Source organism: Rhodococcus sp. 05-2254-2 (assembly GCF_002259095.1).
In the GTDB taxonomy this organism is placed as follows: Bacteria; Actinomycetota; Actinomycetes; order Mycobacteriales; family Mycobacteriaceae; genus Rhodococcoides.
Genome location: NZ_NOZJ01000004.1, coordinates 171,976 through 197,676, shown reverse-complemented (window position 1 = coordinate 197,676; position 25,701 = coordinate 171,976). Strand labels below are relative to the sequence as shown.

Genomic DNA, 25,701 nt, shown 5'->3' with positions numbered 1-25,701 from the left:
ATGAGCGAAACGCCACGAATGTTCCCACCCGAACTCCGCAACCAACTCCTGCGTCATCGAGTCCTGGTGCTCGACGGCCCCCTCGACGACGACAACGGCACGGTCCTCACCACCCATTTGTTGACATTGGCCGCCGACAACTCCTCGGCCGACATCGCTCTGTGGATTCACTCCCCCGGCGGATCGGTTCCCGCGATGCTCGCGATCCGCGATGTGATGCGGCTGGTGCCGTGCGACGTGTCGACGCTTGCACTCGGGTTGGCTTGCAGCGCGGGTCAATTCCTGTTGTCCTCCGGTACGCGCGGCAAGCGATATGCCCTGCCGCATTCGCGAATACTGATGCATCAGGGATCCGCCGGCATCGGTGGGTCGGCAGTCGAAGTGGAAGTACAGGCCAACGATCTGCGTCATACCCGAGATACCGTGCTCGGGCTCATTGCCGACGACACCGGACAAACACGCGAGCAGATCTTCGACGACTCTCTGCACGACCGTTGGTTCACCGCGGAAGCAGCCCTCCAGTACGGGTTCGTCGACGCGATCGTGGACTCGTTCGATCAGGTCATGCCTGCGCGACGGGCATCGTTCGGAATGGAGTTGGCCCGATGAGCACGTACACGATTCCCAATGTCATCACCCGAGATTCGCGCGGAGAACGCGTCGTCGACGTCTATTCGCATCTGCTCAGTGAGCGCATCGTCTATCTCGGTACCGGTATCGACGCAGGGGTCGCGAATGCGATGATCGCGCAGCTGCTGCATCTGGAGGCCGACTCCCCCGACCAGGAAATTTCGATGTACATCAACTGCGAGGGCGGCGACACCGCTGCCATGCTCGCAATCTACGACACGATGCAATTCATCGGATCACCCATTGCCACAACATGTGTGGGTCAAGCGGTGGCAGCAGGTGCAGTACTACTCGCTGCCGGCGCACCGGGACGACGCTCTGCGCTCACCCACAGCCGGGTGGTGTTGCACCAGCCTGCGGCGCAGGGACGCGGCACCATCCCGGACCTCATCTTGGCCGCTGACGAAGTCGTCCGAGTGCGGGCGGAGATGGAGGCAATTCTGGCGGCACACACCGGACGCGACGTGGACACGCTTCGACACGACACCGACCGAGATCTGGTGTTGACGGCACCGGCTGCTCTCGAATACGGGGTCGTCGATCAGGTTCTCGAGGGACGTCAGGCGGCCATCAACGTCGCATCGCCACGCGAGAGGTCGTGATGCGCAAGGCGTGAGATTTCGGCCATCGACGTGCCCAATGCGCCGACGACGGCCGCGAGGATTTCGCTCGACGGATCCTTGCGGCCGCGTTCGAGCTCCGACAAGTATTGCGGCGCAATACCTGCGCGTGCGGCGGTGTCGGCGAGGGTATCTCCGCGGGCGTGTCTGCGTTCGCGTAGTCGTCTGCCGACCACCTCGCGCCACAGGGGTTCCACCGCGCGCGCTGCTCGACGCTCATCGATTCGTATGACCTGGCCCATGATCGCAGCCTAGGCCTCCTGTCCGTGATGGGTCGCAGATTCTGCTCAGAGCAGAGAGCTCGGTTTCACGAATGTCCTCGCATAGCGTCTCTGCCAGGGCGTTTCGATAGCGCGGTGCGAGTAATTGCTCCGGACATAGTCGATTGCAGCACTTCCCGGCATACCGTCCAGCGCAACCAGGCAGGCCAGTGCGGTGCCCGTTCGCCCCTCACCGCCGGTACACGCGATCTCGACTCTCTGGGTTGCACAGCGGCGCAATACTTCTCGTAGTCCGACCTCGAGCTCTTTCGAGTCGGACGGCAGCCGGAAGTCGGGCCAACGAACCCATCGACTGTCCCACTCGAACTCGCCTGGATCCTTGCCCTGCAGGTAGATCCCGAAGTCCGGCAACGGACCGTCAGGTGTCGGAACACGCAAGGCACGTCCACGAACGAGACTGCCCGACGGCAACTGCAGCACGCCCGGACTGTGTAAGTCCCACATTCGAGGCGCGTCCTTTCCTTGTCGTTCGCGACACCTGTTTCTGCCCAGCACCGATATTGTGCCCCCATGCGCTCAGTTGTTCTTGCCTTCGCCGCACTAGGGCTCACGGTGGGTCTGCTCGCGTCCGTGTCGGGATGGGCCGGAACCCTGTACGTAGAACCCGGCCAAATGAGCCGGGCCTACGCGACTACCGCTGACATCACCTTGCAGGTCCGAGTCGGCCTCTTCCTCGAGTGGTGGACAAAAGTGCAACCCATAATCGGTGCCGTTGTCGGTGCCGCCGTCGGATTCACGCTCTACTGCAGAGGCTTTCGCCTTCTGCGCGTAGGAGAGACATGACGGCTCTACTCGACACCAGGCTTCGTCTACCCGATTGTGTGTCGAAACCCTATGCGGTGTCTCATTTTTGCACCCGGTAGCCACTTTTCGGTCATGTCTTCGATCTCGTCGAAGCTCAGCACCGGATCCTTGATCGGGAACGGTGGCGGCGGTGCTGTCACCGTCCTCGGCCACGGGTGGTGCAGAAATCCGATGAGGGGGTTGGTCACGATGGAGACCGAATCCCACAGCAGATCTCGTACGCTTCGCGGTGGCGAAAGCCCGACGATGAGCATGCGGCCGCCCGGCGCAAGAATCCGCCCGACATGACGCAAGGCATCGTCGATGTCGAGGTGATGCAGGACGGCGACCATGGTCACGAGATCGATCGAATCGTCTGCCCACGAATCCAGTTGACGATCCGTGATCGATACGTTGTCGACGTCGCCACACGTGGCCACTGCGATTCGGCGCATGTCCGCATCGGCATCGGCCCCGACGACGTGCTCGAAATGAGGAGCCAAGGCTCGCACCAGGCCACCCCGTCCACAGCCCATGTCGAGTGCGCGGCCACGCCGGTCCGGCAGATTCGCCAGAATCCAGCTGTGGAAGTAATCGTTGTGACTCCATGGATGTCGCTCGTTCAGCTCACGAAGCCACTGGGCCCCTCGGCCTCCGATGAGGGACGTTCCCATTCGTCTCAGCACCACGGAACTCAGTATCCACGAGACGCAACTATGACGGCTCGACGAACGATGTCAACGAGTCAGCTGCACGATCGTGGGCTTTTCGGAAATTCTCGGACAAGCATTCCTAGCCATGCATCCAACGCTTCGGCGGTGACCGACGGTGCTTCGAGCGGAGTCAGATGACCCACACCAGGAACAGTGATCACAGACGATTCCCCCGGCAGCAATTGCCGCAGTCGAAACGCCTGTTCGACGGGAATCCAGGGGTCCTGTTCGCCCCATCCGATCGAGGTGTTGCAGCGGACTCGGGGAAGGGCATCGACGATGGGCCGCGTGTGTTCGGGACTCAGTTCGGTGATCTGTCGGTAGAACGCGGGCTGACCCTCGTCGGATATCCAGGGTTCGGTCAACATTGCCACGATGTCTGCGTCCAGTCGTTGATGTGCCGCTCCCGCGATGTATTCGGTAACCAGCGCCGAGTGCAGGTGTGCAGGCAACGCGGCAAAGACCTCGGCGTTGTCCGCGACGAGTCTGAAGAACTCGGATCCCCAGGGGTCGAGGGTCACCACGTCCCACAGATAAAGCCCGCCGAAATCGCAGCCGTGAAGTAAATGGACTCCCAGGGCGACTGCACCGCCGATGTCGTGAGCGACGACGAAGGGGCTCTTCAACCTCCAGTGGTCGAGCAACAGCGCGAAGCGCAGCATCTGGGTGGGCAGGTCGGTCCGGACATCGGATCCCTGTGCAGACCGGCCGTATCCGGGCATGTCCCACAGGTAGACACGATGGCCAGCGCTGAGGTGGCGCGCGGCCTGCGCCCACACCTGAGCCGACCAGGGAGTTCCATGGCAGAACACAACGTCCACTGAGGGCACGTCCACCTCGGGAGCCAGCTCGTAAGTCGCCACCCTATCGCCGCCCACGGACACGAAGATCGGCTCTGGTAGATCGAATCTGTCGATCGTCATGGGAACGAACGTAATAGTTCAGGTCGACCTGAAGTCAATGTGAGACCATCGGCGAGTGAAGATCGGAGAGGCTGCGCGCGAACTCGACGTTCCGACTCACGTCCTCAGACATTGGGAGGACGTCGGTGTGGTTGTGCCCGAACGCCTCTCGTCGGGTCACCGCGATTACAGCAAGGAACACCTGCGTCGACTGCGGGTGCTGAGGGCCTGTCAGGACGTGGGAATCAGCTTGTCCGACATCCGCGTGATACTTCATCGAGACGAGCCCGAACGAACCGAAGTCATCGCAGACCATCTGGCCCGAGTCCGACGGCAGCAAGCTCGACTCGCCAGTGCCGAGCGCTTTCTCGCGCACGTCGTCGCGTGCACACACGATCTGCTCACCCGATGCGCGCAGTGCAGCGAGTACTCCGCTACGCAGGCTGGGCCGACTTCCCAAGAAGTACGCTGAGTTTGCAGAGGCTTTCGCCACCCTCATTCAGGCGCGGCCGAGTGCAGCGAGTTCACGAAGGTACGCTCCCGGCGTAATTCCGGCGACGCCGCGAAAGTCGTTGATCATGTGAGCTTGATCGACGTAGCCCAGGTCGGCAGCAATACGGGCAGCATCGGCTGCGGGGAGCGACAAACGTTGCACCACTTCTTGTAGTCGAACCCGTCGGGCGACTGCTTTGGGGCCCATCCCGAGTGACGATCGCAGCGCCCTCTGCACGGCACGTTCACTGACCCCGAGCATTCCTGCCACCGATTGCCCGGGTTTTCTGCCGATGCCCTGCGCCAAAGCATCGACAGCGGCGTTCGCGAGAAGATGTTCGGCAGCCGCCGGTCGTTTCCCCAGCATCTCAGTGATCACTGAATCTGCCCGTACAGCATGGTCGGCAGCCGAATCCTGCCCGGAAATGCTACCGAGCATGCCGAAGAGAAGTTGGTCGGTCTCTTCGGTGATCGGTTGCTCCGCAGTAAGTCTCTTGGGATCGAGGTTGGATACGACAGCCAGTCCAGCTGGACGCAGCCGGATGGCGAACACGAAGCCTTGACCTTCTATCGTCCGGGACCACGCCCTGCGTTGAACATTGGTGATCATGAACGGCGCAGGCACTGCACCGGTCTCGATACTGACCGTGACTGCCGGAAATTCGAGGACTCGCTGTTCGACGGTTTCGTCCGCAGACAATTCCCATCGCACGCTCCAGTACGCGTCGACAACATCTCGAACCTCTGCAGCCGGTTCGTGCCAGGTTGCGTCGAAGCGACGGAGAAGCGCAGGAGCCATCACGCCGGAGCGTTCGTGAACGTCGATGGGCTTGGACGCGACCTGCCTTTCTTCCATGTCGCAATTCTGCAATACACCGAGCCTCGGGTCTCGAGACGATCACGCTATGACCACCACTTCTTGGACCGATGTCGACCGAGTGACTCAACCGGGCCGAAGGGGAGTGTCGTGAACTGGTTGGGAGTAGCCGGGGCAGCGGTTGTGTACTACGCACTCGGCGCGCTGTGGTTCGGCCCCTTGTTCGGGCGCACATGGGATCGCTCGATCGGGCGTGATCGGGCGCAGACAGGAGGCCGATTCCCGTTGTCCTACTACGTGGTTCCGCTCTGCTGCTCGGCGGCGACAACCATCGTGATCGCTCTCGTTCTCGACGCCATCAACGCGGATGCCGTGGTATCCGGGGTGCTCGTTGGACTGGGTGTCGGGTTGGCCTCCGCTGCAGCATCATTGACCAACGCGCTGACGCCCCACACTCCACAACCATTCGTGTTCGGAGCTGTCACCGCGAGCTACCACCTCACGGGAGCGACAGTAGCGGGTGCGGTCCTCGGAGTCGTCTAGGACGACGCGCGCGGCCGTCCGTGGCGCGAAGCCGGGCGGATCGACCCGACGTCGGACTTCGTCGAGGCCCAATTGGACGCGTACATCCCTGTTGATGGACGCACGAGGTCACTGACCTTCCAGTAGCTCTGCGAGTCTTTTCAAGTCGTCGGCGACCATGCCGAGATCGCGCTCGAATTCGTCGTCGCTCAGTTCGATTTGTCGGACCGTGAACAGAATTTCCGCCCCATTTGGATGACTCAGCACTCTTACGGGGTTGTTCACGACGGTCCCCGACGGCAGTGTCACGTCATGATCGAGAACGCCGAGGTCGTTGTGCGGCACGAAGCGTACTGTCACCTGTCCCATCGGCGAATCTACGAGAAGCCGATCACCGTCGATGGTCACCGGGCTGTGCGCCAGTCCTGCCGCCCATTTGGGCAAGTTCGCAGGATTCGCGGCGAACTCGTACACCTCGTCGGGTGTACGCCTGATAACTCGAGCCACATGTCTACTTGCCACAAAGGGTTCTCGGTTCATAGCAGCGACCCTACGTAAGACGGGCCGCGACGTTCTTCCAGAAATCGGACCGGTGTCAACGTGGTGAGTGCACGTACCTCGTCACACATGTGCGCCTGACTCGCAAAGCCTGCGGCATACGAGAGCGACGCCAGGTCGGGAACGGTGGCAGCAACGTCGACGAGCCGCCCGACGCGAATGACCCGGGCGAGGGTTTTCGGGCCGTAGCCGACCTCGTCGACAAACCTCCGATGCAGCTGCCGAACACCGACTCCCAAGCCGACGGCGAGATCACCGACTTTGATACCCGGCGACGCCTCGAGCACCTGCACAGCGGCCAGGACCAGCCCGTCCTCCGCAGGCCTCATGGCCCGAACGGTGAGGTCGGCGAGCATCTTTCGCCGCGCTGGCATCGCACCGTTCGGATCGTGACCCGTAAGGACATGGGCAGCCTCCAACCAGGACGCTCCCAGCGCTGCGACATGCGGTTGCTGATCACACAATTCACCGACTGGAATCGCACTGACCCTTCGAGCTGCGGACGGAGCGAGACGCACACCGACCATCTCCAGCGGACCGAGGGTGACGGCTTGTCGGGCTGCGGTATCCGGGCCCGCCGCCTCGAGTCGTCCATCGGAGAACCAGATCAGATCCACACATCCGTCGGGAACGATCAACGGCCGGTCCCCCGCGTGCGACCGCCGCTCCCAGGTGCACCGAATCCCGTCGACGGGCGAGGGAAATTCGGCGTAGGTCCTTTCCGGCGGCAGCATGGATGGAATTCTCCTCGATCGGGGCCAGATCTTCCGACGAACCGGGATCGGACACCGTGGTCACCGCTGAAAATCGGGCAGAGCCCTCCCTGGCATCCACCATCCGATCTTGAACGTGTTCAAAAGCAGGTCTATGGTCGAATTTGAACACGTTCAGAATTGAGGTGAATCGATGGCTCGCACGTCTGAGACTCGCGACAAGGTGGTCGAGGTAGCTCTACGCCTCTTTCGTGAGGAAGGGTTCCAGGCGACCACGATGCGTCGCATCGCCGACGAAGCGGGCGTCTCGCGCGGGAATGCCTACTACTACTTCGCCGGCAAGGACGAACTCGTCAACGAGTTGTACACGGTGATCCAGCGCGATCATCGCGAGCGTGCACTCCGCGTCCTCGTCGACGGCGGATCACTGTCCGAAAACCTGGCTGCCGTCTTGCATTCCGGGCTGGACGTGATGGAGCCGTATCACGCATTCGGTGGATCCTTTCTGCAATTGGCGTTGCCCACCCGGTCCAGTTCCAGTCCGTTCTCGGAAGAATCGTCCGACGCCAGGTCCATGGCCATCGACCTCATGCGAACCACCTTGGAGACGTCGAAACAGAAGGTTCCCGGTTCTCTGAAAGACGTTCTTCCGCAGCTGCTCTGGATGATCTACATGGGTGTCACCCTCCATTGGGTCACCGACTCCTCGGACAACCAGGCACGCACCCGCATCCTGGTCGACGGGCTCGTACCGGTGGTGGCCAAAGCCGTACGCCTCGCTCGTCTCCCGGTGGCGCGGGGGTTGGTCACCGACGTGGCCGGCCTGTTGAAACGAATGACCTCTCCAGAAGGGTTGGACCAGTGACTGATTCACCATCGACTGTCGTCGTGTGCGGTGCCTCCGGCTACATCGGCCGGTACCTGCATCGCTCCTACGAAGATCGCGGCATTCGCGTCAGAACCGTCGGGCGCGGAACATCCAGTGATGCCACATGGTCCGACCATCGCGGCCTCGTCGACGTGCTCGACGGTTCCGATCTGGTCGTCAACCTCGCAGGCCGCTCGGTGAGCTGTCGCTACAACAAGGCGAACGCGGACGAGATCATGTCATCGCGCATCCAGACGACGGCCCAACTCGGGCGTGCCTTGGCTCAGGTCCAGAACCCACCCGAGTTGTGGGTCAACGCCAGTACGGGCACCATTTATCGCGATTCGCGCGACAGGCCGATGGACGAACAATCCGGCGACATCGGGTCGGGATTCTCCGTCGAGGTCGCCCGCGCCTGGGAGCGTGAGCTGTTCGACGCCGATGTGGCCATTCGCAAAGTGGCGCTGCGTATGTCGATAGTGCTGGGTGCAGGCGGCGGTGCGATCAACCCGATCATCGACCTGGCCCGAGTCGGACTCGGCGGCACGATGGGCGACGGCGGCCAGATGTTCAGTTGGGTGCACGTCGCCGATGTCGGACGCATCCTCGATCACCTCTACGACAACACAGGCATCTCCGGCCCGGTGAACTTGGCCACGCCGTTCCCGGTGACCAACGAGGAGCTGATGCAGAAGGTGAGGAGCACTCTGGGCCGAAGCCGCGGGTTGCCGACACCGGCATGGCTGCTTCAGTTCGGGGCACGGGTGATTCGCACGGAGGCAGAATTGGTCTTGAAAAGCCGTTGGGTGGATCCACAGGTGTTGACAGGCAGCGGTTTCGAGTTCCGATACCCCGACCTGCAGGAAGCGCTGACCGACATCGCATCCGAGACGCCCCGAGGGTTGCTCCCCGTCGCCCTCGGGTGACGGGGAGCTCCCGAACCTAGACGAGCGACGCCGACAGTCCTCCGTCCAGGATGTAGTGGCTTCCGGTGATCCACGACGCCCGGTCGGAGGCGAGGAACAACGTCACTTCCGCGATGTCCTCTGGCGTTCCCAGTCGTTCCTGCTTCGCGGCGACCAGGTCACCGAACGGAATCTGGGTCGCGGCTTCGAAGTCCGGGACCAGTCGGTCGACCATCGCAGTGTCGGCAAATCCGGGGCACACCGCATTCACCCGCACTCCCGATGCTCGCATTTCGAATGTTGCGACGCGGGTGACCTGGATGACTGCAGCCTTTGTAGCGCAATAGGATCCGAGCAGCGCGGTGCCGCCCACACCTTTTTCAGCGACCAATATCTGGCCGCCGCCGATATCCCCCGATCGGCCGTCGGGCATACACTGAGGTGACGACCACGCGCGGAAAGGACCCGGCACATGACCCAGACCGTTGATCCTCGCGCGCGTATCGAAGAGCGAGCCCGCAACAAGTTCGAGGCCAAGCGCACCGAACTGGCCGAGGCGACGCTGCACACGCTGGCCGAATTGGGTTACGCGCGCACGTCACTGAGGGAGATCGCGCAGAATTCCGAGTACTCACACGGCGTGCTGCACTACTACTTCACCGACAAACTCGACCTCATCACGCACGCCGTTCGCCAGTACGAGGCCATGTGTGTCACTCGCTACGACGAGGTGGTGGCCAACGCCGTCGACGCCACCGGCTTGTACGCGGACTTCGAGGAGAAGTACTTCGCCACTCTGGTCGAGGACGCCGGCATCCATCGACTCTGGTACGACCTGCGCAATCAAGCTCTGTTCGACGGCTCGTTCCGCAACGACGTGCTCGAGATCGAGGCGCGTCGCGAGGACATGATCTGGCGCGTGGTCGCTCGTTACTGCGAACTTCGCGGCTCCACTCCCGCACTCGACAACGCCTCGGCCTACATCCTTCTCGACGGCATCTTTCAGCGCGCTCTGCTGCATCACCTGGCCGACAACACAGCCGAGATCGCTGCCGCGCGTCGCCAACTGCTTGCTGCGTTCGCATTACTGGACTGCCCGACGCCTCAGTAGGTTCCCGGTCGAGTCCCCGTGTAGATGCCTGGAACCCGAAAGCGAAGGGGCGCTTCGTCGTATTCTTCGATGGCGTGTGCCGTCCACCCGACAATGCGGGCGAGTGCGAACAGCATCTCCGGTGTGTCGGACTCGAGCCCGTAGGCGAGGGTGAACGTGGCGAGAGCGAAATCCGAGTTCGGAAAGGTATCGAATCTGCTACTCACCTCCTCGATTATCGTGTCCGCTGCAGCGATCACTACGGGGTCCGCACCGTGAGCCGGGTCCCGAAGCAGTCGCAGTAGTTCCTCGGCACGCGGGTCTCGGTCGGTGTAGATGACGTGCCCGAAGCCGGGCACCCGCTCCCCGGACCTCAATTGTGTTGCGAGAGCGCCTATCGGATCGTCGATCGCCATCGTCAGGAACCGATACACGGGATCGGCAGCGGAGCCGTGCAGCGGGCCGTCGATGCATCCCAGACCCGCCGAGACTGCCGAATACAGATTGGCTCGGGTGCTCGCTGCCACCCGAACTCCGAGCGTCGACGCAGCAAGACCGTGGTCTGCCATCAGGACGAGCGCGGCCTGCAGCACCGCCAGACCGTTCGGATTCGAGGAGTCGGACTTGATTGCCGCCCAGACCGATTCGACAACCGAAAGCTCCGAGGAACCACCACCGAGTGCTGCTGCGACCGTCGCCAGCAGCTGCCCTGCCTCGCGAACAACGGATGTGGACCCGGTGTCGAATCGCATCGGTCGGTAGGTGGACGCGATGTCGACGGCGATGCGGATCCGATCGATGGACCGGCAATCCGGCGACACCAGCCTTGTCGCTTCTCTGCATCGTTGCACCACAACGGAGTCCGCGTGGAAGTGGACTTCGTCCAGCAATTCACCCGTCCAGACGAAGTGTGCAACCGACTCGAACGCACGCGAGCTGAGCTCCACCGCATCACGCCCCCGGTAGTACAGATGCCCGTCGTCGATCAGCGTGATCCGAGTTCGAATTCGTTCCACGGCGCCGATATCGGTACGCCGAGCGGTGTCGCGTCCGGCGAGAGATTCCACCTCGTCGACGTCGAACACACTCCCCCGCACGCCGGTCAGTCGAGTGCTGGTCAGCAGACCGCGGCTGACGTACGCGTACACCGTTTCCGGCTTGACCCCCAGCCGTGCGGCAGCCTGCGCGGTGGTGAGCATGTTCCGACCGTCGGCGTGCGTCATGTCCGCCTTTCACATTGATTCGATCAACATTGACAATAATCAACGTTAGCGCGGATCGTAGGGGTTGACCAGCGCAAAGGAGTGCAGCCATGACCGTTCTCGATGCCCCACGGGGGCTCCACAACGTCGTTGTCACCACCACATCCATCGGAGATGTTCGCGGCGACGAAGGTTTCTATCACTACCGCCAGTACTCGGCGATCGACATCGCGCTACACCTGACCTTCGAGGACGCGTGGTTCCTCATGGTCGAAGGTCGGCTGCCGGACGATTTCGAGCGCGCCGAATTCCTGAGTACAGTGGCACCGCTGCGAATATTGCCGGAGGCCGTGGCAGCTGCGGTGAGAACGGTGGCGCAATCGGGTCCCGAGCAACCCCTCTTTGCGCTACGGACGGTGTTGTCGGGGCTGGCAGGCGCACTACCCCTCTACGAGTCGTCGGAATCGGACAAGCGTGTGACCGCGCTACGTCTGTGCGCGATGACGCCGACCATTCTGGCTGCCGTACACAGGATTCGGACCGGCAAAGAACCCGTGGAACCGCGCGAGGATCTGACCACCGCGCAGAACTGGTTGTTCATGATCACCGGGCAGGTACCCGACGCCTCCCATTCCCGAGCAGTCGACAGATACCTCACCGCCACGATCGATCACGGGTTCAACGCGTCGACGTTCACTGCGCGAGTTGTCGCGTCGACAGGTTCGGACATCGCATCCGCAGTGTGCGCAGCCATCGGTGCCTTCGCTGGTCCGTTGCACGGAGGTGCCCCGGATCGCGCTCTCGACGGGCTGGACGAGATCGCCGACGTCGATTCCGCGGACGCCTGGGCGCGAGCGAAAATCTCTGCAGGCGAACGCATCATGGGCTTCGGGCACCCGGTGTACCGAACCGACGATCCCCGATCGGTGATGCTGCGCGAAACTGCGCAGGAGTTGGGCGGGGAGCTCATCGACAAGGCTGTTCAGGTCGAGAAGGTCATCACCGCTGCGCTCGCCGATCTGAAACCGGATCGAAAGCTGTACGCCAACGTGGAGTACTACGCCGGTGTCGTGATGGAGCTCTGCGGAATTCCTCGGTCGATGTTCACGCCCACCTTCGCCTGCAGTCGGATGGTCGGGTGGTGTGCCAACATCGTCGAGCAGTCACATGACAGCAAGATCATTCGCCCGATCGCCCGCTACGACGGCCCAGTGCCTTCGGCAGTGGTGCGGTCGAGTGCCACCCAGGGCACCTGATCACGCCACTGCGGCGGAGCCGCATCACGGTGTGCCATCATGATCATGCGCCGGTGCGCGCAGCGGCGGTGGGGCTCGCCGTAACCGAACCTCGGTCCTCGGACCGACAACAGTCCCTGTCTCGGCACTCGTATGTCCGCAGATAGGGAGCAGGTTGATGAACAATTTCCACGAGACGCACGGCGCTACCGCCGATGGGTCCCTGCCGGTCGACCCCGACAGCCCGGCCCCTTCCCGCCCAGTGCATGCCCAACCAGCCGCTATTGCGGCCGTAGCCCTCGGCGGCCTGGTAGGCACCGGTGTTCGATACGCGGCCGAGACCGCGTATCCGCCCAATTCGGGTCCGTTCCCTTTCACCACTCTCGTCATCAACCTCACCGGAGCTTTCGTCCTCGGGATGCTGTTGGAGCGTCTTGCGCTCTCCGGCCCTGACGACGGCTGGCGACGCCGAATCCGATTGTGTATCGGCACCGGGGTACTCGGCTCGTACACCACCTACAGCTCCTTTGCTCTCGAGACCGTGGAACTGCTGCAAGATCATCGGGTGTTGGCGGCCGCGTTGTACATGACCGTCAGTGTGGTCGTCGGTACGTTCGCAGCCGGGGCAGGCATAGTTCTCGCGCAACAGTTCGGTGCCCACACGGAGGACAAGCGATGATCGCACTGTGGGTCGTTCTCGCCGGAAGTGCCGGGGCAGTGAGCAGATTCGTGCTCGACGGCGTCATCCGAACGCGACTGAAGACCGAATTCCCCTACGCCATAGTGCTGATCAATGTCACCGGATCGGCCGTACTCGGCATCGTGGCGGGGTTGGTGATGTTTCGGTCTGCACCTCAGCAGGTGCAGGCAATTATCGGTGTCGGGTTCTGCGGTGGTTTCACCACTTTCAGCACCGCAAGTGTGGAGACCATCCGCCTGCTCGAACGCCGCCACTACGGGCTCGCCGCGTCCAACGCCATCGGCACGGCGCTCGCCACCACTGCGGTCGTCGGTGTCGCGATGATCGCGACGGCGTACATCTGATGAGGGCGCATGTTCGTTCTGCAGTGCACGATTCGAGGAGGCAATGATGTCCAGTTCAGACCACCACCGACGCAGCGCGGTAGAGCACATCGACGGACCGGACGGTGGTCCCCATATCCACAAGTGCCCGCTGGTGGTCGGTTACGACGGCGGCGACATCTCGCATCACGCGCTGACGTGGTCGCTGCAGTTCGCATCGGGGATCGGAGGATCTGTGCACGTCGTACACGTGATCGACTTAGCCGACACACCCGTCGACCCCGACTCGGAGACGTACGAAGAGGACACCGAGGCCCAGGCAGGGCGCGAACGTGAACGTGCAACCGAGGCACTCGACCGAGCCGACGTTCCATGGACCTACGATGCGGTCTACGGAACTCCCGGCGGCGCACTGGAATCATTCGGACGGAAGTACGACGCGTCGATGATTGTCCTGGGTGCGTCCGGCGGCGGTTTCGGTTCGGTACTACGCAGATTGGGCGGCGAGTCCGCAGCCGACAACCTTGCTCGACACTGCGGTCGGCCGGTTCTGACAGTGCCCGCTTGACTCAGCTGAACCGTTTCGGCCCCTGACTCGACGAGCGCGTCCAGATCGTTGTTCGACCCGTGCTGGACCCAAACGGTGGCCTCGATTCACAGTGCTCTATCCGGACTCGGCACCGGGCTTCTACGTGGTCTTGATCGATTTCCGAGAGCGAGACAGTCGAGTCACTGATGGATCCGGAACCAACCTGAGCGAAGGCCGAATGATCACAGACTCTTGATTTTTGCGAACGGGTAGCTGCCGACGAGTACGACGATGAAGACATAGCCCGCCAGACCGAGTAACTCCCACGTCGTTCTTTCGCGTTGGAAGTCGGTGAAGATCCAAAACAGTGGAGCCAGCAGCAAAGTAGCGGCAGCGACGCTGCAGACCACGAATATCCTGTTCGCCCGTGCACGCAGGTGCGGCGTGGTCTTCACTCGGTCCGGCACGTCGCGGCCGTAGTAGTCGACGTGGAGCGCCTTTCCTCGAATGCCGACTGCAGCGCCGTATGTGAACGCGCAAACTCCGACCATCACTAGCAGCGCAAGTACGGTGTTCACGTATCACTGCACCGTCGCAGCTCGACCCGACTTGGACAGCGATCTGTAGTTGCGAATTGTGTTGACGCACAACCATCCGATAACGATGGGGGCGAAGAAGCCGAGTGCCAGACCCTCGCCCATCAGCGAAAACACGACGACTGCGAACCCGATCAGCGTGACAGCCACCGAATCGATCTTGCGGCCGATCGACGAACCCGACGTCGCCACGATGCCCGGAAACCGCGGCGAGTCGACAAGAATCCGTATCGCCGTGACGCACGCAATCAGTCCCGCAACGACCATGAATGCAAATACAATCGTTTCACCCCAACCGATCTCGGCCCAGTTCAACTGCGGCTCGAACAGGCCGCGAACGAAAGCCTGGATTATCGGGACCGAGGCGAAGTAACCCAGATACAGCAACACGATGGGTCCTGCCAGACCTGCAGTCGTCCGCCGATTCGCCATACCGAACGGTATCAAACGGCTCGGCTAGAAGCTCGAAAGCAAATCCTCCGTCACGACGACAGTCGCGAATTCCCCGTGCAGGTTTGTCGCAGTCATTGCCGACAACGTCGCCGCGGGCACCGTGGTTCCGTCGAGTGCGAGGCGATCGAAGGTGTGTGTGGCGTCGATGACGAAGTAGGTGTCGTAACCGAGATTGCCCGCCATGCGCGCGGTGGTCTCGCAACAGTGATTGGTGGTGATCCCGCAGATCACCACCTGGTCGATGCCCTCTGCTCGTAGCCAGGCATCGAGGTCCGGGGTGCCGTAGAAGCTCGAATTGACCCGTTTGCTGATCAGCAGATCCGGAGTTCCTTCGATGACGTCTTTGAACGCATGCCCATCACCAGTCGGCGACAATGGAGACTGCGGGTTATCGGAGTCATGTCGAACGAACACGATCGACCACGCCTTCGACCTCCACACCCGTAGAAGCGCAGCAATATTGCTCTCGCACGACGGGTTGTCCCGCGGACCCCAGAACTCCGAATCGTCGAATCCAGCCTGCACGTCGACGACGATCAGAGCAGGCCGTTCGAGGCGTATCGGCGGTACGTTCATGCCGTTCAGGCTAACCTCCGAAAGCCGTCGAGACCACAATGCCGGGTGGCCCCTTACCCACCCTCGTTCTCGTTCGATCAGCACACGGTAGTGCACTGTGAGGTGTGCGCCGTACTCCGTGAATTGTACTGAGCTGCACTGTGAACGGGTGAATACCCGGGACGCTGCTCACCACGCGGGAGAAGGACCGGAAAACCGCCGGCCGCGGCACGTGCTCGCCTCGAACGAAAACTACCTACTACCCGGCAACCGATTCACTACTCGATCAGGTCGCATTCCCAGTTGATGCGTTGGATCTCCAGATCCACCAGCCGGATCTGTCTGGCGATATCGTCTGCAGTGGAGCGCAATTCGGCAACAGGAAGGGCTGCCACATACACCAACTCCGACCGCAGCTGTCGCGGACCGTATCGACGCTCCTGTTCACGTCCCGACGCGGCGTCCGCTGCTGCGGAGATCGCCTTGTGACGCATCCGCAGCACGTCACGGGACGCGAGTGCGTCGGTAATTGTTCCGTCCCGCATCGTCGCGGCGCTGTTCGTCCGGTTGATCCTGCGGATGAGGACCTCGAGACGGTCGAGCACAGTTGTGTACTCCGACAACAGAATCGACGCATCTTCAGCCGGTGATTCACCGTCCTGATGGCGGGCGTTCGCCAGAATCCGAACCTTCAGATGTTCGGTGCGCTTGATCAGTTCCCCTCGTTCAGCGAGGGCCTCGGCAAGCTTCATGTTCTGCACCTCGGCGTTTCGAGACCGACGGTGCTGTGACTACGGGCGCTCATGCGCCTTTCGACGTGTCGAATGAGTTCATGGAACAACAAGTACCACAGTCCGCCTGGATGCGGAAGAGCCGGTGCCGGTGGCGCATCTATCCGAGATCGAGAAGAAGTCGCTTCAACAGGCCTGCGAGTTGCCGTCGTTCATCCGAATTCAACGATCCGAGCAGAGCTTCCTCATTGGCCACGTGAGCGGGTAGCGCGGCATCCACTGCAGCGATTCCGGCCTGCGTCAATTGCACTATGACCACCCGACGATTGGTGGGGTCGATCTCGCGTTCGACCAATCCCTTGTCGGTCAACCGATTCAAACGGTGCGTAACGGCACCTGACGTCACCATCGCGCTGTCCAGCAGCTGCCCGACGGTGAGACGATGCGGAGACCCGGCGCGCCGGAGCGTTGCGATGAGATCGAATTCGCCTGGTTGCAAACCGAATTCGACCAGTACAGCCTGCGTGCGCCTGTCCAGTACAGACGCCGCACGGCTGATACGGCCGATGACCTCCATGGGGCCGACATCCACATCGGGCCGCTCGGCCCGCCACTGCTGGACGATCCGGTCCACTGCGTCGAGTGCCTCGTTCGACATCGAGCCAACCACCCTTCAATACTTCAGTGCTCAATTGTTTGACATTGTGCCACGACCGTCCTACCGTTCAATGCTAGATAGTTCAACGTTAAGATGTTTACGGACCGCGCCCTAGAGATGAGCCACCGATGCGACCACCTCGCATGCAGACACACCCAACCGATGCTCGACGCCTCCGCGCGCCCGACGTCGCCCCCTCGACTCTCGGATTGACGGCCGCTGCCGCACTCGCTCCCATCCTCTGGGGCACGACGTACCTGGTGACCACCGAACTCCTTCCTCCCGACCGGCCGATGACCGCCAGCGTGCTGCGCGCGGTTCCCGCGGGGCTCCTTCTGCTGCTCATCGCTCCGGGCATTCCCGCAAAGGGATGGAGACTCAAGACCGCGACCCTCGGTGTACTCAACATCGGGTTGTTCTTTCCGATGCTGTTCGTGGCGGCCTACCGGCTACCCGGTGGAATTGCCGCCGTCGTGGGGTCCGCGCAGCCGCTTGTGATCGTGGCGATATCGGTGATCTTCGGTTGGGGACGAACGCGGCCCGTCCAGGTTGGATGGGCCGCGCTGGCCGTCGTCGGGGTTGCGCTGACGGCTGTGTCCGGAACGATCCGACTCGACGCAATCGGCCTCGCCGCCGCAGTGGTCGGAGCCGTCAGCATGGCAATCGGTGTCGCCCTCACCAAGCGCTGGGGTGTGCCACCCGACACCAGCCCACTCAATTCCACTGCATGGCAACTGATTATCGGCGGAATGGTCATCTCGCCACTGATTCCGATCGTCGACGAAGGGCAGTGGGCACTGGATGCCGAGGCTGCAGTCGGCTACACCTGGCTCGCAGTGGTGGGCGGCGCCTTGGCCTACTCACTGTGGTTTCGCGGTGCCCGCGCTCTTCCCAGTGCCAATGTGACACTCCTCGGCGTGCTGAGTCCGCTGACTGCAGCAGTCATCGGATGGATAGTGCTGGGACAGAGCATGACCGGGGTTCAGTGCGTCGGCTTCGGAATCGCGCTCGTGGGTTCGATAGCCGGACAGTTCGTCACGACACACCCACCGCGATCGGTGGCGTTGAGGTAGAGAAAAGTCCCGGGCAGGAGTTCGTGAGAACTTCCGCCCGGGACGATTGCGACGCGTGGTCTAGCGAGTCATAAGTTCGTAGACCAGCACACCGGAGAGCGACAGGATGGAGAGGAATCCGAGGACACCGAGTGCGTTCTTCCACCACGTGTTTCGGAGGTCTCCCATCAGTTGGCGATTGTTGCTCATGACGTAGAGCAAGAAGCCGAGGAATGGGGCCACCAGCACGGTCAGAGCCTGGGCGACGATGATCAGTTGGATCGGCGACGAGGTGAACATGATGGTGATCGCCAAACCGAACGCCAGGATTGCAGCGCAGGTCACCTTCGCCGTAGGGGTACCGGGCGATGCTCCCCGGCCCAACGCGTCGGAGAGCATAGTTCCTCCGGCGGTGGCATTGGCCACCATCGAGGAGAAGGCCGCTCCCGACAGTCCGAGGGCGAAGATGGTCGAACCTATCGGTCCTGCAATGGGTTCGAATATTTTCGCCAGTCCGACCAAGCTGGTCGCTTCGGCATTCTGGCTCTCCAGTACCGCAGCGGCCACGACGATGACGAGCGCTGTCATGATGCCGGGGGCGACGATGCCGGGAATCGTGTCGGCAATGGAGGTTTGACGGTATTCGCCTCTGGTCCGGCCCCGTTCATGGATGCCGTACGAGGTGAAGAACGCTGCGTTGAGTGAGAAGTTGGTGCCGACGAGCGCGACGATGAGCAGCAAGCTTCCCGAAGGGGCGCTGGGCATCACGCCGTCGAGAGCCATGTACCAGTCCGGCTTCGCGATGACCGCGCTGATGATGAAGGCGGCACCGAGGAGTCCGACGATGACGAGCAGCACTCGCTCGACTATGCGATAGACGTTGCGAAACAACAGGATCAGCGCCACGAATGCCGTGCAGGCAATCGTCCAGATCAACGGGGATCCGCCGAATACCATCGACAGCCCGAGTCCGGATCCGACGGCATTGCCGACCGAGAAGCATAGGGTGATGATGAAGACCCCGAAGCCGGCAGCGACGCCGACGCGGTGTCCGAGGATGTCTTTGACCGAACTGATCAACGACGTCGGCGTCCGTATTCCCAGACGCACGCTCATATCGGCGTACACGAGCATGAACACCGTCGAGAGCACGACGACCCAGATCAACGCGTAGCCGTACTTGCTACCGGCCTCGACCGCACTGGCCAGGTTGCCGGGGCCGAATTGCCAGGCGCCGGCGATGAAGGCGGGACCCGCCATGGCCAGCGTGCTCAGGACGGTCTTCCATCGACTCGACATGGCAGGCGGTCCATCAGCGGTGATGGTGGACGCGGCTTGTGCCACCGGGGTCGTGCGGGGTTGACTCATGACGAGCCTTTCTGGTGACGCTCCGTACTCGCTACTAGAGGCAGTGTGCCCTCGGCTCGACGCGGTGGGGAGCGGATACGAAAAGTACGAGCGAAGGTCGGTGTGCGGCATCGATGGCCGGGCGAAGATGGCCACCGATGCCGACCGAGTGATCTGACGCGGTCTGTCCCTGCGAGGGAACTCAGACCAGCGCGGGTACTACCGAACCGAGGTTCGCGGAATCGAGTGCCGCCGCGATCTCTTCGTGAGCGCCTGCGGCGAGTGGCAGCAGCGGCGAGCGGACGGTGGCGTGCTCGAGGATGCCGCGGTGGACCAGGCCTTCCTTGAGCGCGACGGTGCCCTCCATGTGAGATCCGCGGTGATAGACGTTGGCGGTGACGGGCAGCAGACGGTCGTGGATGGCGCGTGCGGCCGGGTAGTCCTTGGCCTTGCCTGCGGCAATGAGCTCGACGAGGGGTTCGGGAGCCAGGCCGCCGTAGCCGACGAGGAGGCCGTCGACGTCGAACATGGTGTGCAGCAGGTATTCGTCGTGGCAGCTGAGGATCTGCAGGTCCGGGTTCTCCTTGCGCAGAACCGGGATCTCACGGTCCCAACGGCGCATGTTCCGAACGCCGTTCTTGGTTGCGAAAACGCCCTCCTGAGCGGCAATTTCGAGCTGGGTGTCGAGGTTGTACGTCGCCTTGGTGACGTCCGGGTACTGGAACAGGATCAGAGGCAAGCCCGATCCTTCGTACAGTGCGCGGTACCGATCCTGCGGTGCGCCGTCCTGGTAGCCGAAACGCAGCCAACCGTGCGACGGGTACACCAGTCCGGCAGATGCACCGGCGTCGACCGCACGCTTGGCTTCTTCGACGGATACGGCCGTTCCTTCCCCGGTGATGCCGGCGATGATCGGAAGCTTTCCGTCGACCGAATCGCGGAAGGCACCGATCACCTTGGCCTGCTCGGCCTGGGTGAGGAATGTGCCTTCACCCGCGTGACCGAGGACGACGAGACTCTTGACGCCGTCGACGCTGCCGAGCCAGGAACCGAGGCGCTGGATCGCGTCGTAGTCGACCTCACCATCGCGAGTGAACGGCGTGATCGGTGCTGGGCTGAGTCCGCGGAGATCGAGTGAATTCATGTTGTCGTCCTTCTCGAGATTCTGATGGGAACGTTGTCGGGAACGTTTGCATCACGCTAAACCGCTCGCCGCCGATGTGTCAACCATCACTTTGAAGATCAGGGGTGACAGGCATCGCATGGCCCGCTTGCAAACGTTCCTGGGACGTTTGCATGCGCCGCAGGCTGGCGATCTGTAAGTTCGGCCGTACCAGGAGATTCAACGAACAGTCAGGAACTGCACATGCGTTCCACCCGAAGCGGGCTCTCGACGGAGCGCGCAGACGCGGTCACACTGCGTGACGTCGCCAAGGCTGCCGGGGTCAGCATCTCGACCGTCAGCCGTGTGCTCGACGACCGCGTCGCACCGTCCCGATCCGCGACGGCCGTACGGGTGCGCGAGATTGCCGAGCATCTCGGATACCGGCGCAACACGTTCGCGTCGAATCTACGACGCGGTGCCACCGCCACCATCGGCGTCCTGGTGCCGCGCCTCTCGGACACCGTGATGGCGCTGATGTTCGAGGCCATCGACCGGGCAGCGGGCAGGGAGGGTTACCACGCCGTCGTCGCGACGAGCGGCGACGATCCCACCGACGAATGGAACGCCGCACAGTCGCTTCTGGAGCGCAATGTCGATGGGGTCGTTCTCGCCACGAGCCGCACCGACGACCCCCTCCCCAGTCACCTGCGCGAGAACGGAATTCCGCACGTACTGGTGCTGAGAACCGACGGAAAGAGCCCGTCCTCGATCGGCGACGACGAGACCGGTGGATATCTCGCGGTTCGTCACCTCATCGATCTCGGCCACACTGACATCGCAGTGCTGACAGGCCCTCTGTTCACGTCCAGTGCTGTCGGTCGTCTGGCGGGCGCGCACAGGGCATTTGCCGAAGCCGGCCTGCAACCACGCCCGGAGTGGACGATCGAGACCGGCTACGGAATCGAAGCCGGGGCAAGCGCAGGACACGATCTGCTCGACGGCTCAGGCCGTCCCACCGCCGTGTTCGCAGCCAACGACAACCTCGCCCTCGGAGTGTTGTCGGCAGCGCATCGACACAATCTGGCTGTTGGAGAGGACCTTTCACTGGTCGGCTACAACGACATCCCGCTCGCGCAACTGTTGCCGGTTCCCCTGACCTCGGTTCGCACCGCATTCGACCAAATCGCCCGAACCGCAATGGAAATACTACTCAACGGCGACGACGGCTCGACTCCGCTGAAAAAGGCACTCCCGACACTGATCCCGAGACAATCATCGAGCCGTGCGCCGAGATGAGTTCGTCAGCAGGACTGTGTCGGTTCTGGCTCATCGGTTTGGTCGTCGTTCTCACCGCGTCGTGCAGTTCGTTCGAGCCCGGCGAACGCAGGTCCATGAATGAAGAAGAAGTGTCGCGTGGTCTGCAGGACATAGCTTTCGACGTGCCGAGTGGCTTCGAGTTCGTTCAGGCCTTCACCCACACGGAGTTCGTCGGTCAGCCCGCGTGGCGGGCCCGATTCGACGCGCCCAGCGAGGCCGGCGACGACACAGCGGTATCGGCGGCAAACCCTTCCTATCCGCCCCTGCAACCGGTGACGTGCGCCGCTGCATCGACGAGCAACTGGACTGCACTGGGCTTGACCTGCGAACCCGAGATGCTGTCCACCTCGCGTCCCACAAGGGGAACGGCAGACCCCGTGACCGTCCTGCTCACCAGGAACACACGACAGTCGTCGCTGTTCATCTACTCCCAAGGCCACTGACTGTTGCAGCGACGCTATGCGGGCTGAAGCAATTGGAGGTCGAATCGGGTGCAACTGACCGCGCTGAGCGCGGCTAGCTGCACCCGATTTTGCCCAGCAGCGCAGTTCCCCGCCTCGCTGACCACATCCTGCAGATCGATAGACCTGGGCCAAATCTGTCGAAATCGCGACAGCCCCGCTACGATGCTCGATACATCAGACCGAACGGTCTTGAAAGTGGAGGATCACATGCCGTATCTCGGTCTACTGGTGATGTTGCTGTGGGTGTTCTGTCTGATCGACGTGATCACGGCCGACGATGGTGGAGTGCGATTCCTCCCGAAGATCGTGTGGCTGCTGCTGGTCGTGTTTCTCCCGCTCGCCGGCTCATTGGCATGGCTGTTCGCGGGACGTCCTGTTGGAGGAGGAGTTTGGGGAGGTCCCGGTGGCGGCAACCGGCGCGCGAGCAACTCTGCGTTTCCTGAATACGAGACACGCCCCGGCCGTCAGTCCGCCCAGAATCCCGATGCCGATGCAGAATTTCTCCGGCGTTGTCGAGAACGTGCAGAGGAACAACGCCGACTCGAGCGCGAGCGTCGCAACAGAGATCTGGGGTTCTGATCTGGGGCAGAACTCTCGAACACACAGCTCCGCGTCGATTGAATTCGGTGCACCCAGCCGCGCTGAGCGCGGCTCAGTGCACCCGATTCGCTAGGGAACCGCTTCGGCACCGTGAACGTCCAAGTGGACATGCTCGATGAATGGCTGGCACAGCACGACGGCGTGATCACTCGCGCGCAGGCGGCACTCTGCGGCCTGAGTGGCGACGCAGTGGATCGCTCGGTTCGCGCCGGTGCGTGGCGAACAATTCATCGCGGGGTGTACTTCGTCGTGGACCGCCCATTCACCGCGGACGCACGCATTCGGTGCGCCGTGTGGGGTGCAGGACCGAACGCTGCACTCAGCGGGGAAGCCGCTGCCTTCTGGCACGGGGTGATCTCCGACGTGCCGAGCATCATCGAGGTCACCACCCCACGCAGGGGTCGAAGCCGCGCCGAGGGCTGCCGACTACGTCGCCGCGACATTCACAACAAGGACATCGTCGAGCGGCGCGGACTTCGTGTCACGTCTCTCGAACTCACTGTTCTGGAAGCGTCGATAGGTAAGGCGCACATCATGGATCGGGCACTTCAGCGACACACCGACCTCGAGCGATTGCAGCGGGCAGATGCACGAAACCCAGGTCGCACCGGCGCTCCCGAAGCGAAGCGGCTGCTGAAAGTCGCAGCGAACGGTGCACGCTCGGAGGGAGAGCGTCTCTTGGTTCGAGAGTTCCGGGCCCGCAAGATCGGCGGCTGGGTGGTCAATTATCGATGGGGCGGATACGAACTCGACTTCGCGTTCCTCGCCGAGATGGTGGTTATCGAAATCGACGGCTGGGCATTTCACTCCGATCACGACGCGTTCCATCAGGATCGGATCAGGCAGAACGACATCATTCAGAGCTGGACGATCCTTCGCTACACCTGGGTCGACCTGACCGAACGCATGGACCACGTGATCGCCGAGATAGTCGCTACTCTCGATCGAATCCGGTGCAGCCAGCCGCGCTGAGCGCGGTCAGCTGCACCCGATTTCATCGCCGCGAGGACCTGGGTGGACTGTACGACCCAACGAGTCGACTTCTGATGCGTCGGATCGCCTTCCATCCCGCGGGAGTCACCGCGGTGCTGACTATCGCGCCGATCATGACGCCCTGGAACAGGGCAGACCACTGGCCGGGGCTGCCTCCGAACAGCGGCCATGTGTACACGATCGCAAGGACCGCGAGAAACACCAGAGCACGCATACCTGCACCCTCCCATGACATAGTCAGCGCCGCGAACTATCCGGTACCGTGGAGAAAACGGACAAAGTGGACCGCACAAGGTCGGAGGCCGAGATGCAGAAGCCATTTCGCGAGTGGGTCATGACCGGGGCCCTGAGCAAGAAGTGCGGCGCAACCCGGGCCGATTACATCAATGCGCTTGCCCTCGTGCCCGCAGTCGGTATCGGCTTCCTCCTGATGCACTTGACGATCACCTCGGGCTCCACCGCGCTCGATATCGCTGCAAGCTGCCTGGGTGGTGCCATCACCGGCGTCCTGTATCTCTACATCGCGTATCGAGTCGAGTCACGTAAGCACCGCGGGCCCACCCCCGCGCCGCCACTGGGTGCACGGCCGACACGGCTGTGAAATTCCCCAGCCCGGCCCGATCCACCGGATCAATGCGACTCTCTTGCACTCCGACCGACTGAAACCCACGTTGATCCAGATCTCAGGCGCGCTTGGACGAGTACATTCGCTCGTCTGCGATACGCAGTAACTCGTCCGGGTCGGTGGTCGGTTCCCAACTCCATCCGACGCTCACCGAGACCGGGACGACAGTGCCGTCGATGTCGTAGGGGCCGGCGAGGAGGCCACGAACCCGGTTGGCAAGGCGTTCGACTCCCTCGGCAGATCTGGCGGAGTGCAGCAGGGCTACGAATTCGTCACCGCCGATGCGGCAGGCGATGTCTCGAGCGCGGGTGTTGTCCAGGATGCGACGGCCGATTGCCTGGAGTACCCGGTCCCCCACCGCGTGGCCGAACCGATCGTTGATGGATTTGAAGGAATCGATGTCCACGAAGAGCATTCCGACCGGACGTTCGCCGACCGATTCCTTCAGCGCATCCAGCTCGGCCATCAGTCGTCGTCGATTACCCAACGCCGTCAGGTCGTCGATCAGCACCTGGCGTTCGAGCGACGCCTCGGCGGCTTTGCGGGCGGTGATGTCCTGGATCTGCGCGATGATGACGTCGCCGGATTCGTCGTCACGCACCACGGTCGCGTTTCGCTGTACCCAGATGGTGGCACCGTCCTTGCGGATGTATCGCTTCTCCGACGCCACGTTCGTCAGCGTCCCTTCGGCCAGTCCCTTGAGGTGTTCGTCGGCGAGGGGAATGTCGTCGGGATGGGTGATGTCTCGAAACGTTTTCTGCCGCAATTCTTCTGCGGTGTAGCCGAGTAGTTCGCACAAGGCCTTGTTCACCTGGAGCCATCGTCCGTCACGGGTCATCACCGCTTTGCCGATCGGGGCGTTCTCCATGACGTTCTGGAACAGCCGGATCGCGCGATCGCGCTCGCGTTCGACCTCGGCGCGCGCACTGACATCGACGACCAACGCGGTGAACCCGACGACGGCACCGTCGACGATATCGGGCACATAGGTTGCCTGAGTGACGCGCACGGCACCGTTGACGTCGATGAGGGTCCGGTCGAATTGCTGCTGCTCGCCCGCGAGGACGCCGGTGATGTACGGCTCGTTCAACTGAAAGAGAGCCTCGCCGAGCAGTTCGCTGAGGTGCTTACCGACCAAATCCCGAGGTTCGATACCGAAGTAATCCGCATACACCTGGTTGGCGTACACATTCCGCAGCGAGCTGTCCCAGTATCCGATCATCGAGGGCAACTGATCGACGGCGCGACGCATGACCTCGCTCGATGCGTTCCGCATACCGGTCATGGACCACCTCGTTTGTGACGCCGACCGCGCAACGCTA

At 62.4% G+C, this 25,701-nt stretch carries 37 protein-coding genes; 19 read left to right on the top strand and 18 right to left on the bottom strand.

Features of this window, described 5'->3' with window-relative positions; genetic code table 11:
* On the top strand, positions 1–609 hold the full coding sequence (locus CH283_RS07000) for a ClpP family protease (RefSeq protein ID WP_094640730.1): 609 nt from the start codon (positions 1–3) through the stop codon (positions 607–609).
* The gene (locus CH283_RS06995) at positions 606–1,232 is read left to right on the top strand and encodes a ClpP family protease (RefSeq protein ID WP_094640729.1); all 627 of its coding nucleotides are present in this window, start codon (positions 606–608) and stop codon (positions 1,230–1,232) included. The genes CH283_RS07000 and CH283_RS06995 overlap by 4 nt, the downstream gene beginning before the upstream one ends.
* Here the strand turns inward: CH283_RS06995 and CH283_RS06990 are convergent.
* Together CH283_RS06990 and CH283_RS06985 are read right to left on the bottom strand one after the other, a co-directional pair.
* Positions 1,190–1,492, bottom strand: coding sequence for a helix-turn-helix domain-containing protein (locus tag CH283_RS06990; protein ID WP_255183123.1), 303 nt, complete (start codon positions 1,490–1,492; stop codon positions 1,190–1,192). The two genes, CH283_RS06995 and CH283_RS06990, sit on opposite strands and share 43 nt — an antisense overlap.
* A 45-nt stretch (positions 1,493–1,537) precedes the next feature.
* Positions 1,538–1,975, bottom strand: a complete 438-nt coding sequence (locus tag CH283_RS06985; RefSeq protein WP_068055161.1) for a protein-tyrosine phosphatase family protein — start codon at positions 1,973–1,975, stop codon at positions 1,538–1,540.
* A gap of 66 nt (positions 1,976–2,041) precedes the next feature.
* Between CH283_RS06985 and CH283_RS06980 the strand changes: the two genes are divergently transcribed.
* The gene (locus CH283_RS06980; protein ID WP_094640728.1) at positions 2,042–2,314 is read left to right on the top strand and encodes a hypothetical protein; all 273 of its coding nucleotides are present in this window, start codon (positions 2,042–2,044) and stop codon (positions 2,312–2,314) included.
* 26 nt (positions 2,315–2,340) lie between these two features.
* On the opposite strand, the gene CH283_RS06975 is transcribed toward CH283_RS06980, so the two are convergent.
* Together CH283_RS06975 and CH283_RS06970 are read right to left on the bottom strand one after the other, a co-directional pair.
* The gene (locus tag CH283_RS06975; RefSeq protein WP_094640727.1) at positions 2,341–2,988 is read right to left on the bottom strand and encodes a class I SAM-dependent methyltransferase; all 648 of its coding nucleotides are present in this window, start codon (positions 2,986–2,988) and stop codon (positions 2,341–2,343) included.
* Positions 2,989–3,059: 71 nt separating this feature from the next.
* The gene (locus CH283_RS06970) at positions 3,060–3,950 is read right to left on the bottom strand and encodes an alpha/beta fold hydrolase (protein WP_094640726.1); all 891 of its coding nucleotides are present in this window, start codon (positions 3,948–3,950) and stop codon (positions 3,060–3,062) included.
* A 55-nt stretch (positions 3,951–4,005) separates the two neighbouring features.
* On the opposite strand from CH283_RS06970, the gene CH283_RS06965 reads away from it, so the two are divergent.
* Positions 4,006–4,401 (top strand): MerR family transcriptional regulator, encoded by a 396-nt coding sequence (locus CH283_RS06965; RefSeq protein WP_094640725.1) that lies wholly within the window; start codon positions 4,006–4,008, stop codon positions 4,399–4,401.
* Between the two features lie 27 nt (positions 4,402–4,428).
* Here the strand turns inward: CH283_RS06965 and CH283_RS06960 are convergent, their stop codons facing one another.
* Positions 4,429–5,277 carry a helix-turn-helix domain-containing protein gene (locus CH283_RS06960; RefSeq protein WP_094640724.1) on the bottom strand — a complete coding sequence of 283 codons (849 nt, stop codon included), beginning with the start codon at positions 5,275–5,277 and terminating at the stop codon, positions 4,429–4,431.
* Between the two features lie 111 nt (positions 5,278–5,388).
* Between CH283_RS06960 and CH283_RS28225 the strand changes: the two genes are divergently transcribed.
* Complete coding sequence (locus CH283_RS28225) at positions 5,389–5,781, top strand: DUF1761 domain-containing protein (protein WP_176460187.1); 393 nt, start codon at positions 5,389–5,391, stop codon at positions 5,779–5,781.
* Positions 5,782–5,889: 108 nt separating this feature from the next.
* On the opposite strand, the gene CH283_RS06950 is transcribed toward CH283_RS28225, so the two are convergent.
* Positions 5,890–6,300, bottom strand: a complete 411-nt coding sequence (locus CH283_RS06950; protein ID WP_255183122.1) for an SRPBCC family protein — start codon at positions 6,298–6,300, stop codon at positions 5,890–5,892.
* Positions 6,297–7,052 (bottom strand): helix-turn-helix domain-containing protein, encoded by a 756-nt coding sequence (locus tag CH283_RS06945; RefSeq protein WP_094640722.1) that lies wholly within the window; start codon positions 7,050–7,052, stop codon positions 6,297–6,299. Before CH283_RS06945 ends, CH283_RS06950 begins: the two co-directional genes overlap by 4 nt.
* A gap of 172 nt (positions 7,053–7,224) precedes the next feature.
* Between CH283_RS06945 and CH283_RS06940 the strand changes: the two genes are divergently transcribed.
* Positions 7,225–7,896 carry a TetR/AcrR family transcriptional regulator gene (locus CH283_RS06940; protein ID WP_094640721.1) on the top strand — a complete coding sequence of 224 codons (672 nt, stop codon included), beginning with the start codon at positions 7,225–7,227 and terminating at the stop codon, positions 7,894–7,896.
* Positions 7,893–8,825 carry a TIGR01777 family oxidoreductase gene (locus tag CH283_RS06935; protein ID WP_094640720.1) on the top strand — a complete coding sequence of 311 codons (933 nt, stop codon included), beginning with the start codon at positions 7,893–7,895 and terminating at the stop codon, positions 8,823–8,825. Before CH283_RS06940 ends, CH283_RS06935 begins: the two co-directional genes overlap by 4 nt.
* Before the next feature lie 16 nt (positions 8,826–8,841).
* Here the strand turns inward: CH283_RS06935 and CH283_RS06930 are convergent, their stop codons facing one another.
* Entirely contained in the window at positions 8,842–9,237 is a 396-nt protein-coding gene (locus CH283_RS06930) for an SDR family NAD(P)-dependent oxidoreductase (protein ID WP_255183121.1), read from the bottom strand.
* 39 nt (positions 9,238–9,276) lie between these two features.
* Between CH283_RS06930 and CH283_RS06925 the strand changes: the two genes are divergently transcribed.
* Complete coding sequence (locus CH283_RS06925; protein ID WP_094640719.1) at positions 9,277–9,915, top strand: TetR/AcrR family transcriptional regulator; 639 nt, start codon at positions 9,277–9,279, stop codon at positions 9,913–9,915.
* Here CH283_RS06925 and CH283_RS06920 read toward each other — a convergent pair.
* Positions 9,909–11,117 (bottom strand): citrate synthase, encoded by a 1,209-nt coding sequence (locus CH283_RS06920; protein WP_094640718.1) that lies wholly within the window; start codon positions 11,115–11,117, stop codon positions 9,909–9,911. The genes CH283_RS06925 and CH283_RS06920 overlap by 7 nt on opposite strands.
* Before the next feature lie 89 nt (positions 11,118–11,206).
* Between CH283_RS06920 and CH283_RS06915 the strand changes: the two genes are divergently transcribed.
* From CH283_RS06915 to CH283_RS06900, 4 genes are all read left to right on the top strand, one after another.
* Entirely contained in the window at positions 11,207–12,352 is a 1,146-nt protein-coding gene (locus CH283_RS06915; protein WP_094640717.1) for a citrate/2-methylcitrate synthase, read from the top strand.
* A 157-nt stretch (positions 12,353–12,509) separates the two neighbouring features.
* Positions 12,510–13,010 (top strand): fluoride efflux transporter CrcB, encoded by a 501-nt coding sequence (crcB, locus tag CH283_RS06910; RefSeq protein ID WP_094640716.1) that lies wholly within the window; start codon positions 12,510–12,512, stop codon positions 13,008–13,010.
* Positions 13,007–13,375 carry a fluoride efflux transporter CrcB gene (gene crcB, locus CH283_RS06905; RefSeq protein WP_094640715.1) on the top strand — a complete coding sequence of 123 codons (369 nt, stop codon included), beginning with the start codon at positions 13,007–13,009 and terminating at the stop codon, positions 13,373–13,375. Before crcB (CH283_RS06910) ends, crcB (CH283_RS06905) begins: the two co-directional genes overlap by 4 nt.
* 46 nt (positions 13,376–13,421) lie before the next feature.
* On the top strand, positions 13,422–13,922 hold the full coding sequence (locus CH283_RS06900) for a universal stress protein (RefSeq protein WP_176460186.1): 501 nt from the start codon (positions 13,422–13,424) through the stop codon (positions 13,920–13,922).
* A gap of 203 nt (positions 13,923–14,125) precedes the next feature.
* On the opposite strand, the gene CH283_RS06895 is transcribed toward CH283_RS06900, so the two are convergent.
* The 5 genes from CH283_RS06895 to CH283_RS06875 form a co-directional block, all read right to left on the bottom strand.
* The gene (locus CH283_RS06895) at positions 14,126–14,461 is read right to left on the bottom strand and encodes a hypothetical protein (protein ID WP_094640713.1); all 336 of its coding nucleotides are present in this window, start codon (positions 14,459–14,461) and stop codon (positions 14,126–14,128) included.
* 3 nt (positions 14,462–14,464) lie between these two features.
* Complete coding sequence (locus tag CH283_RS06890; protein WP_094640712.1) at positions 14,465–14,911, bottom strand: hypothetical protein; 447 nt, start codon at positions 14,909–14,911, stop codon at positions 14,465–14,467.
* Positions 14,912–14,935: 24 nt separating this feature from the next.
* Complete coding sequence (locus CH283_RS06885; protein WP_094640711.1) at positions 14,936–15,508, bottom strand: cysteine hydrolase family protein; 573 nt, start codon at positions 15,506–15,508, stop codon at positions 14,936–14,938.
* A gap of 257 nt (positions 15,509–15,765) precedes the next feature.
* Positions 15,766–16,239, bottom strand: a complete 474-nt coding sequence (locus CH283_RS06880) for a DIP1984 family protein (RefSeq protein ID WP_094640862.1) — start codon at positions 16,237–16,239, stop codon at positions 15,766–15,768.
* A 139-nt stretch (positions 16,240–16,378) separates the two neighbouring features.
* Positions 16,379–16,876 (bottom strand): MarR family winged helix-turn-helix transcriptional regulator, encoded by a 498-nt coding sequence (locus CH283_RS06875; protein ID WP_094640710.1) that lies wholly within the window; start codon positions 16,874–16,876, stop codon positions 16,379–16,381.
* 143 nt (positions 16,877–17,019) lie between these two features.
* On the opposite strand from CH283_RS06875, the gene CH283_RS06870 reads away from it, so the two are divergent.
* Positions 17,020–17,949 (top strand): EamA family transporter, encoded by a 930-nt coding sequence (locus CH283_RS06870; RefSeq protein ID WP_255183120.1) that lies wholly within the window; start codon positions 17,020–17,022, stop codon positions 17,947–17,949.
* Positions 17,950–18,009: 60 nt separating this feature from the next.
* Here CH283_RS06870 and CH283_RS06865 read toward each other — a convergent pair whose 3' ends face one another.
* Positions 18,010–19,188, bottom strand: a complete 1,179-nt coding sequence (locus CH283_RS06865) for an Nramp family divalent metal transporter (RefSeq protein WP_068055234.1) — start codon at positions 19,186–19,188, stop codon at positions 18,010–18,012.
* A gap of 106 nt (positions 19,189–19,294) precedes the next feature.
* On the opposite strand from CH283_RS06865, the gene CH283_RS28220 reads away from it, so the two are divergent.
* On the top strand, positions 19,295–19,453 hold the full coding sequence (locus CH283_RS28220) for a hypothetical protein (RefSeq protein ID WP_156517214.1): 159 nt from the start codon (positions 19,295–19,297) through the stop codon (positions 19,451–19,453).
* Positions 19,454–19,477: 24 nt separating this feature from the next.
* Here the strand turns inward: CH283_RS28220 and CH283_RS06860 are convergent, their stop codons facing one another.
* Complete coding sequence (locus CH283_RS06860) at positions 19,478–20,419, bottom strand: dihydrodipicolinate synthase family protein (RefSeq protein WP_068055215.1); 942 nt, start codon at positions 20,417–20,419, stop codon at positions 19,478–19,480.
* Positions 20,420–20,641: 222 nt separating this feature from the next.
* Between CH283_RS06860 and CH283_RS06855 the strand changes: the two genes are divergently transcribed.
* From CH283_RS06855 to CH283_RS06840, 4 genes are all read left to right on the top strand, one after another.
* Positions 20,642–21,676: a LacI family DNA-binding transcriptional regulator gene (locus tag CH283_RS06855; protein WP_094640708.1), complete on the top strand. Its 1,035-nt coding sequence runs from the start codon at positions 20,642–20,644 to the stop codon at positions 21,674–21,676.
* On the top strand, positions 21,673–22,140 hold the full coding sequence (locus CH283_RS06850; protein WP_094640707.1) for a hypothetical protein: 468 nt from the start codon (positions 21,673–21,675) through the stop codon (positions 22,138–22,140). The genes CH283_RS06855 and CH283_RS06850 overlap by 4 nt, the downstream gene beginning before the upstream one ends.
* Positions 22,141–22,368: 228 nt before the next feature.
* Entirely contained in the window at positions 22,369–22,740 is a 372-nt protein-coding gene (locus CH283_RS06845; RefSeq protein ID WP_094640861.1) for a PLD nuclease N-terminal domain-containing protein, read from the top strand.
* A gap of 111 nt (positions 22,741–22,851) precedes the next feature.
* Positions 22,852–23,733: a type IV toxin-antitoxin system AbiEi family antitoxin domain-containing protein gene (locus CH283_RS06840; RefSeq protein ID WP_306437456.1), complete on the top strand. Its 882-nt coding sequence runs from the start codon at positions 22,852–22,854 to the stop codon at positions 23,731–23,733.
* A gap of 22 nt (positions 23,734–23,755) precedes the next feature.
* On the opposite strand, the gene CH283_RS06835 is transcribed toward CH283_RS06840, so the two are convergent.
* Positions 23,756–23,968 (bottom strand): hypothetical protein, encoded by a 213-nt coding sequence (locus CH283_RS06835; protein ID WP_094640706.1) that lies wholly within the window; start codon positions 23,966–23,968, stop codon positions 23,756–23,758.
* 93 nt (positions 23,969–24,061) lie between these two features.
* Here CH283_RS06835 and CH283_RS06830 point away from each other — a divergent pair, with 93 nt between their 5' ends.
* Complete coding sequence (locus tag CH283_RS06830; RefSeq protein WP_068055229.1) at positions 24,062–24,355, top strand: hypothetical protein; 294 nt, start codon at positions 24,062–24,064, stop codon at positions 24,353–24,355.
* An 82-nt stretch (positions 24,356–24,437) separates the two neighbouring features.
* On the opposite strand, the gene CH283_RS06825 is transcribed toward CH283_RS06830, so the two are convergent.
* The gene (locus CH283_RS06825; protein ID WP_176460185.1) at positions 24,438–25,664 is read right to left on the bottom strand and encodes a GGDEF domain-containing protein; all 1,227 of its coding nucleotides are present in this window, start codon (positions 25,662–25,664) and stop codon (positions 24,438–24,440) included.
* Positions 25,665–25,701 lie beyond the last annotated feature (37 nt).

Bases quoted from the DNA above. Each gene is read 5' to 3' on its own strand.
- CH283_RS07000 (WP_094640730.1), top strand. From the start codon at position 1: ATGAGCGAAACGCCACGAATGTTCCCACCCGAACTCCGCAACCAACTC.
- CH283_RS06995 (WP_094640729.1), top strand. From the start codon at position 606: ATGAGCACGTACACGATTCCCAATGTCATCACCCGAGATTCGCGCGGA.
- CH283_RS06990 (WP_255183123.1), bottom strand. From the start codon at position 1,492: ATGGGCCAGGTCATACGAATCGATGAGCGTCGAGCAGCGCGCGCGGTG.
- CH283_RS06985 (WP_068055161.1), bottom strand. From the start codon at position 1,975: ATGTGGGACTTACACAGTCCGGGCGTGCTGCAGTTGCCGTCGGGCAGT.
- CH283_RS06980 (WP_094640728.1), top strand. From the start codon at position 2,042: ATGCGCTCAGTTGTTCTTGCCTTCGCCGCACTAGGGCTCACGGTGGGT.
- CH283_RS06975 (WP_094640727.1), bottom strand. From the start codon at position 2,988: ATGGGAACGTCCCTCATCGGAGGCCGAGGGGCCCAGTGGCTTCGTGAG.
- CH283_RS06970 (WP_094640726.1), bottom strand. From the start codon at position 3,950: ATGACGATCGACAGATTCGATCTACCAGAGCCGATCTTCGTGTCCGTG.
- CH283_RS06960 (WP_094640724.1), bottom strand. From the start codon at position 5,277: ATGGAAGAAAGGCAGGTCGCGTCCAAGCCCATCGACGTTCACGAACGC.
- CH283_RS06950 (WP_255183122.1), bottom strand. From the start codon at position 6,300: ATGAACCGAGAACCCTTTGTGGCAAGTAGACATGTGGCTCGAGTTATC.
- CH283_RS06945 (WP_094640722.1), bottom strand. From the start codon at position 7,052: ATGCTGCCGCCGGAAAGGACCTACGCCGAATTTCCCTCGCCCGTCGAC.
- CH283_RS06940 (WP_094640721.1), top strand. From the start codon at position 7,225: ATGGCTCGCACGTCTGAGACTCGCGACAAGGTGGTCGAGGTAGCTCTA.
- CH283_RS06930 (WP_255183121.1), bottom strand. From the start codon at position 9,237: ATGCCCGACGGCCGATCGGGGGATATCGGCGGCGGCCAGATATTGGTC.
- CH283_RS06925 (WP_094640719.1), top strand. From the start codon at position 9,277: ATGACCCAGACCGTTGATCCTCGCGCGCGTATCGAAGAGCGAGCCCGC.
- CH283_RS06920 (WP_094640718.1), bottom strand. From the start codon at position 11,117: ATGACGCACGCCGACGGTCGGAACATGCTCACCACCGCGCAGGCTGCC.
- CH283_RS06915 (WP_094640717.1), top strand. From the start codon at position 11,207: ATGACCGTTCTCGATGCCCCACGGGGGCTCCACAACGTCGTTGTCACC.
- crcB (WP_094640716.1), top strand. From the start codon at position 12,510: ATGAACAATTTCCACGAGACGCACGGCGCTACCGCCGATGGGTCCCTG.
- crcB (WP_094640715.1), top strand. From the start codon at position 13,007: ATGATCGCACTGTGGGTCGTTCTCGCCGGAAGTGCCGGGGCAGTGAGC.
- CH283_RS06900 (WP_176460186.1), top strand. From the start codon at position 13,422: ATGTCCAGTTCAGACCACCACCGACGCAGCGCGGTAGAGCACATCGAC.
- CH283_RS06890 (WP_094640712.1), bottom strand. From the start codon at position 14,911: ATGGCGAATCGGCGGACGACTGCAGGTCTGGCAGGACCCATCGTGTTG.
- CH283_RS06885 (WP_094640711.1), bottom strand. From the start codon at position 15,508: ATGAACGTACCGCCGATACGCCTCGAACGGCCTGCTCTGATCGTCGTC.
- CH283_RS06880 (WP_094640862.1), bottom strand. From the start codon at position 16,239: ATGAAGCTTGCCGAGGCCCTCGCTGAACGAGGGGAACTGATCAAGCGC.
- CH283_RS06875 (WP_094640710.1), bottom strand. From the start codon at position 16,876: ATGTCGAACGAGGCACTCGACGCAGTGGACCGGATCGTCCAGCAGTGG.
- CH283_RS06870 (WP_255183120.1), top strand. From the start codon at position 17,020: ATGCAGACACACCCAACCGATGCTCGACGCCTCCGCGCGCCCGACGTC.
- CH283_RS06865 (WP_068055234.1), bottom strand. From the start codon at position 19,188: ATGGCGGGTCCCGCCTTCATCGCCGGCGCCTGGCAATTCGGCCCCGGC.
- CH283_RS28220 (WP_156517214.1), top strand. From the start codon at position 19,295: ATGACGAGCCTTTCTGGTGACGCTCCGTACTCGCTACTAGAGGCAGTG.
- CH283_RS06860 (WP_068055215.1), bottom strand. From the start codon at position 20,419: ATGAATTCACTCGATCTCCGCGGACTCAGCCCAGCACCGATCACGCCG.
- CH283_RS06855 (WP_094640708.1), top strand. From the start codon at position 20,642: ATGCGTTCCACCCGAAGCGGGCTCTCGACGGAGCGCGCAGACGCGGTC.
- CH283_RS06850 (WP_094640707.1), top strand. From the start codon at position 21,673: ATGAGTTCGTCAGCAGGACTGTGTCGGTTCTGGCTCATCGGTTTGGTC.
- CH283_RS06845 (WP_094640861.1), top strand. From the start codon at position 22,369: ATGCCGTATCTCGGTCTACTGGTGATGTTGCTGTGGGTGTTCTGTCTG.
- CH283_RS06835 (WP_094640706.1), bottom strand. From the start codon at position 23,968: ATGCGTGCTCTGGTGTTTCTCGCGGTCCTTGCGATCGTGTACACATGG.
- CH283_RS06830 (WP_068055229.1), top strand. From the start codon at position 24,062: ATGCAGAAGCCATTTCGCGAGTGGGTCATGACCGGGGCCCTGAGCAAG.
- CH283_RS06825 (WP_176460185.1), bottom strand. From the start codon at position 25,664: ATGACCGGTATGCGGAACGCATCGAGCGAGGTCATGCGTCGCGCCGTC.